Origin of the sequence: Streptomyces sp. NPDC016469 (genome assembly GCF_040632905.1) — a bacterium.
Classification (GTDB): Bacteria; Actinomycetota; Actinomycetes; order Streptomycetales; family Streptomycetaceae; genus Streptomyces.
On record NZ_JBEYCQ010000051.1, the window covers coordinates 24,932 to 31,423 of the forward strand.

The following is a 6,492-nucleotide window of genomic DNA, read 5'->3' on the forward strand; positions in this document are numbered from 1 at the left end:
GGGTCAGTCCTCCTGAGGGGAAAGGGTGATGTCACCGGTCTCACCGGTGGCCTCGGCGATCCTGGCGGCCAGGACCGGTCCGATCTGGGCCAGCGAGCCGGCCCGGGTCATCTGGTCGTGCCGGGTGGTGATCTCGTGGGATTCGATCCGGCCCGTGATGTACGGGCGCCAGACGTCCGGTCCGGCGTCGTCCTGGCCCCGGTCGATCGTGGAGTTGAACAGCAGCAGGTCCCCGTCGTAACGGCCGGGGACGAAGTCGACCGCCAGCTTCGCGTTGTTGATCATGATCTGCACGATGACCTCGACCTGCCGCTCGTCGAGCCCGGCGAGGGCGCTGCCGCGCCGGTTCAGCACCTCGGCGACCTCCGCGTAGGTGATGTCGCGGTCGCCCAGCTCGGCGGGGTCGACGTCGAGCACGCCGACGAGCACGTCCCGCACGGTGGGCACGGGCTCGTCCTCGAAGCGGACGTCCTTCACCGGGTAGGCGTCGAGGACGGCCAGGAGCGCGGTCCGTTCGCCGCGCGCCTGGAGTTCGCAGGCGAGTGCGTGGGCGATCAGTCCGCCCGCGGACCAGCCGAGCAGCAGGTACGGTCCCTGCGGCTGGATCTTCTGGATGTGGTCGGCGTAGTCGGCCGCCATGTCCTCGTACGACTCCGGCAGCGGTTCGGGGCGTCCGAGGCCGCGCGCCTGGATGGCGTAGACCGGGTGCTGCGGGCCGACGTGGTTGAGCAGTCCGCTGTACGACCAGCTGATGCCGCCGCCGGGGTGGACGCAGAACAGCGGTGTCTCCGTCCCGGTCGAACGCAGCGGAAGCAGGACGTCGAGCGCGTCGTCCGGGTTGTCCATGGCGAGGCGTTCGGTGAGCCCGGCGACGGTCGGCGCCTCGAACAGCATCCGCAGCCCCAGTTCCAGGCCCAGGGTCTCGCGGACGCGTGCGGCCAGCCGGGCGGCCAGCAGCGAGTGTCCGCCGAGGTCGAAGAAGCCGTCGTCGATGCCCACGTGCTCGCGTCCCAGCACTTCGGCGAAGAGCCCGCACAGCAACTGCTCCTGCGGGGTCCGGGGCCCGCGTCCCACGCCCGACGCTCCGTAGTCCGGGGCCGGCAGGGCGGCCCGGTCCAGCTTGCCGTTGGCGGTCAGCGGCAGCGCGTCCACGGTGACGAAGGCGGCCGGGACCATGAAGTCGGGCAGTTCGCGGCGCAGCCGGCCGGACAGCTCGGCGGTCTCCGGCAAGGCGTCGGGCGCGGGCACCAGGTAGGCGACGAGGCGCTTGTCCCCGGGCCGGTCCTCGCGGGCGACGACGGCCGCCTGGGCGACCCCGGGGCAGCCCGCCAGGACGGCTTCGACCTCGCCGGGCTCGATGCGCTGGCCGCGCAGCTTGACCTGGTGGTCGACGCGCCCGGCGAACTCCAGCGTGCCGTCGGGGCGCCAGAGGGCGAGGTCGCCGGTGCGGTACATGCGGCTCCCGGCGGGGCCGTACGGGTCGGCGGTGAAGCGCTCCGCGGTCAGGCCCGGCCGGCCGAGGTAGCCGCGGGCCACACCCGTACCCGCGAGGTACAGCTCGCCGGCCAGGCCGGCCGGCAGCGGGCGAAGCCGGTCGTCGAGCACGTAGGCGCGCATGTTCGCCATGGGCCCGCCGATCGGCACGGTCGCGGCGTTCTCGGGGAGGCCGTGCACCGGGTGGCGGGTGGCCAGGGTGGTGGCCTCGGTGGGTCCGTAGCCGTTGACGACCTCGGTGCCGGGGCAGGCGGCGAGGACCCGGGCGACGGCGGCCGGCGAGACCACGTCACCACCGGTCCACACCTCGCGCACTCCGGCGAGCAGCCCGGGACGTTCCTCGGCGACGAGCCGGAACAGCCCGGCGGTCAGCCAGAGTCCGGTCACCCCGTGCGTGGCGACGGTGTGCTGGAGCAGGTCGAGGTCGAGCTGTCCGGGCGGTGCGACGACGATCCGGCCGCCGCTGAGCAGCGGCACCCACAGTTCGTACGTGGAGAGGTCGAAGGCGGTCGGGGAGTGCATCAGCACCCGCTCGTGGCCGCCGCCCCGCCACTCCGGAGTCAGTGCGAGGCCCACCACGTCCCGGTGCGTGACGGCCACGCCCTTGGGCCGCCCGGTCGAGCCGGAGGTGTACATGATGTATGCCAACTGGCCGGGTTCGCAGGGGACTTCCACGGTGCCCGGTTCGTGGCGCCCGGACCCCTCCAGCGCGGCCAGGACCTCCTGGGTGAGCACCAGGGCGGCGCCGCTCTCCCGGAGGATCAGCTCGATCCGCGAGGACGGGAAGCGCGGGTCCAGCGGGACGTAGGCGCCGCCCGCCTTGATGACGGCCAGGATCGCCACGACCAGCTCGGCCGAGCGGTCGAGCATGACGGCGACGGGTGTCTCGGGCCGGACGCCCTGGCGGACCAAGGCCCGGGCCAGTGTGCCGGCCCGCCGGTCGAGCTCCGCGTACGTCAGCTCGGTGCCGTCCGCCACGACCGCGACAGCGTCGGGGGTGGCCCGCACCTGGCGGGCGAACAGCGCCGGCACCGCGTCCGTGGGCAGCTCCGCGGCGGTGTCGTTGAACTCGTACAGCAGCCGGTGGCGTTCGGCGGCGGACATGGGGTCGATCCGGCTGACCGGCCGGTCCGGGTCGGCGACCGCGGCCCGCAGCAGGCGGGCCCACCGCTCGAACAGCAGCTCCACGGTGGCGGCGTCGAACAGGTCGGTGGCGTACTCCACCGCACCGACCAGCCCGTCGGCGCCGCCGTCCGGGCGGAACCGCTCGGCCAGGCTGAAGGTGAGGTCGACGCGGGAGGTCCCGGTCGGCGCCTCCAGGTGGCCCGTTTCCAGCCCGGGCAGTGCGAAGTCGCCCAGCGGCGCGTTCTGCAGGGCCAGCATGACCTGGAAGAGCGGGTGGTGGGCCAGGGACCGCACCGGGTTGGCCACCTCCACCAGGTATTCGAAGGGCACGTCCTGGTGGTCGTACGCGGTGAGCGCCTTCTGGCGGACCCGGCCGAGGAGTTCGGCGAAGCCGGGGTCGCCGCCGGTGTCGGTGCGCAGGACGAGGGTGTTGACGAAGAAGCCGACGAGCTCGTCCAGCGCCTGGTCGGTGCGGCCGGCGATCGGGCTGCCGATGGGGATGTCCGTGCCGGCGCCGAGCCGGGTGAGCAGCGCGGCCAGTCCGGCCTGGAGGACCATGAACATGCTGGCGCCGCGTTCGGCGGCCAGGTCGCGCAGGGCTTGGTGCAGCTCGGGGTCGAGCCGGACGACGACCCGATCGCCGCGCTGGGAGGCGACGGGCGGCCGGGGCCGGTCGGCCGGGAGCTGGAGCTGCTGCGGGATGCCGGCGAGCTCGTCGCGCCAGTAGGCGAGCTGCCGGGCGAAGAGGCTGTCCGGGTCGCCGACGTCGCCGAGCAGGTCGCGCTGCCAGCGGGTGTAGTCGGCGTACTGCACGGGCAGCGGGGACCAGCCCGGTTCCTCGTCCCGGCAGCGGGCGGCGTACGCGGTCGCCAGGTCGGCGGAGAGCGGGCCCATGGACCAGCCGTCGGCGGCGATGTGGTGCACCACGACGAGCAGCACGTGCCGGTCGGGGGCGAGCGCGAACAGCTCGGCCCGGACCGGGGGCTCCGCCGCCAGGTCGAAGCCGCGTCGGGCCGCTTCGGCCAGGCGTCCGGCCAGCGCGCTCTCGTCGAGCTCCACCACGGGCAGCGCGGGGCGCGCCCGCTCCGGGTCCAGCACGACCTGGTGCGGGGCGCCGTCGGTCTCGCGGAACACCGTGCGCAGGCTTTCGTGCCGGGCGACGACGTCCGCGAGCGCGGCGTGCAGGGCGTGCCGGTCGAGGCTGCCGTCCAGGCTCAGCGCGAGCGGCATGTTGTACGTGGCGCCCGGCCCGTCCATCCGGTGCAGGAACCACAGCCGGCGCTGGGCGAAGGACAGCTCCACGCGCTCCGGGCGGGGCAGGGCGGTCAGCGCGGGGCGAGCGGCCCCGGCCCCGTCGAGGCGGGCCGCCAGGCCGGCCACGGTGGGGGTCTCGAAGAGGGTGCGGACCTCCAGCTCCGCGCCGAGGGTCGCCCGGACCCGGGAGGCCAGGCGGGTCGCGAGCAGTGAGTGACCGCCGAGGTCGAAGAAGCTGTCGTCGACTCCGACCTGGGCGAGTCCGAGCACTTCGGCGTACAGCTCCGCGAGCAGCTGCTCCTGCGGGGTGCGGGGCGCCCGTCCGCCCGCGGCGGGGCCGGGGTCGGGAGCCGGCAGCGCGCGCCGGTCCAGCTTCCCGCTGGCCGTCAGCGGCAGCGTGTCCAGCGCCATGAACGCCGAAGGGACCAGGTAGTCCGGAAGCCGTTCGCGCAGCCAGTCGCGGAGTTCGCCCAGGAGGGCGCCGGTGCTCCGGCTGCCGGTCGGGCGGTTGGTCAGCGAGGAGAGCGCCCCGTCGGCGCTTCCGGCGGGCCGGTACTCGACCGGGGGGCCGTCCGGGTCGGCGAACACCACGTCCACGGCGTCGTCCGACGTGGCCGACCAGGTGACGGACACCGCGCGGCCGTGCTCCTGCCCGAGGGCGTGGAAGTCCTCGGGGTCGGGGAGGCCGTTCTCCTCCTCCGGGGCGTGCAGCCGTTCGAGCAGCTCCGTGAGGGCCCCGTCCTCCTCGTGCAGCGCACGGGCGAGGGCGGCTTCCCGCACAACGCGGCGGTTGGGGACTCCGGTGATCCGCAGGTCGTCGGCGGGCGGTTCGGCGAGCAGCGCGCGCAGGGCGTCCCGGCCGGCGATGTCCCGTCCCCAGGCCAGCTCGGCTGTCCGGGGCGTGGGCGCCGGGGCGGCCGGTGCCTTGTGCAGGGTGACGTCGTAGCGGTAGCGGCTCAGTTCGTTGTGGTGGCGTCCGCGCTTGACCTCCACGGCCACCGCGCCGATGTCCGCGCCGTGCGACCGCAGGACGGTGAAGAAGTCCGGGTCGACCAGGAGCTCCTTCTCCACCCTGACCGCCTGCTCCACCGCTCGGCGTACAGCGGCGGGGGCGGCGTCGTCGTCCGTCCGGTGCAGCTGGACGGCGGTCGCGAACGGACGCAGCAGCCGGAGGTTGCGTACGTCTCCGATGAACAGGGCACCACCGGGGGCGAGCAGTCCCATCAGCTTGCGGATGACGTCGGCGAGGTAACCGGCGGAGGGGAAGTACTGCACCACCGAGTTGATGACGATGGTGTCGAACGCTCCGGCCGGCAGTCCGTCGGTGTCGTGCGCCGGACGGGTCTGGAGCACCACCCGGCCGGTCAGCCGTGCCTCCCGGGCCACCTGGGCGGTCAGCGCGTCGATGGCGGTGGCGGAGAAGTCGGTCGCCCAGTAGGTCTCGCAGTGGGGTGCGACCCGGGAGAGCAACAGGCCGGTGCCGACGCCGACTTCGAGCACTCGGCGGGGTTCCAGGTCGAGGATGCGGGCCACGGTGGCGTCGCGCCATTCCCGCATCTGTTCCTCGGGGATGGGCCGCGCGTCGTAACTGCTGTTCCAGCCGACGAAGTTGTCGCCGAATGGCGCGGTGTCGGGGGCGATGGGCAGGGCGTCGTAGATGCCCTGCCACTCCCCCACCTGGTCCGCTTCGATCCCGCTGTCCCGGGCTGTGTCCTGGTGCGGGACGACGTAGCCGACGAGCCGGTCGTCCTGGGCGAGGACCGCGGTCCGGGCGACGGCGGGGTGTGCGGCGAGCGCGGCCTCGATCTCACCGGGCTCGACGCGGAAGCCGCGCACCTTCACCTGGTCGTCGGCACGGCCGGCGTACTCCAGCTGTCCGTCGCTCAGCCGCCGGACCAGGTCGCCGGTGCGGTACATGCGCTCACCCGGTGCGTACGGGCAGGCGACGAACCTGCCCGCCGTCAGTCCGGGCCGGTTCAGGTATCCCCGGGCGAGGCCCGCGCCCGCCACGTACAGCTCCCCGGTGACGCCGGGCGGCACCGGCCGCAGCCGGTCGTCCAGTACGTACACCCGGGCGTTGGCGATGGGCCGGCCGATCGCCGGCACGCCGGTCCCCGGGGTCAGCGGGTCGCTCATGGTCGCGCAGACCGTGGTCTCGGTCGGGCCGTACGCGTTGATCATCCGCCGTCCGGGCGCCCACCGCGCCACCAGTTCGGGCGAGCACGCCTCACCCGCCACCACCAGCGTCGACGCGGTCACCGCTCCGTCCGGCACGGCGGCCAGGACGGACGGCGGCACCGTGACATGCGTGATGCCGAGGTCCGGGTCGGTGAGTGCGGCGAGGGGCCCGGCCGCCGGGGGGAGGACGAGGGCCGCGCCGCTGAGCAGGGCGGTGCAGATCTCCGACACCGAGGCGTCGAAGCTGGGCGAGGCGAATTGGAGGACCCGGCTGTCGGGTTCGACCGCGAAGCGCTCGATCTGCCCGGCGACCAGGCTCGCCACACCACCGTGTCCGACGACGACCCCCTTGGGGCGGCCGGTCGAGCCGGAGGTGTAGATCACGTAGGCCGGATGCCGCACATCGAGCGCGACCTGCGGGTCGGTCTCCGGCCAGTCGCC

Annotated in this window: 1 protein-coding gene; it reads right to left on the bottom strand. The window is 74.1% G+C overall.

The genetic code is table 11. The features are described 5' to 3' along the window. Positions 1–3: 3 nt before the first annotated feature. Positions 4–6,492 (bottom strand): amino acid adenylation domain-containing protein (locus ABZ565_RS33760; protein ID WP_361035663.1); only part of this gene is annotated, 6,489 nt, incomplete at its 5' end.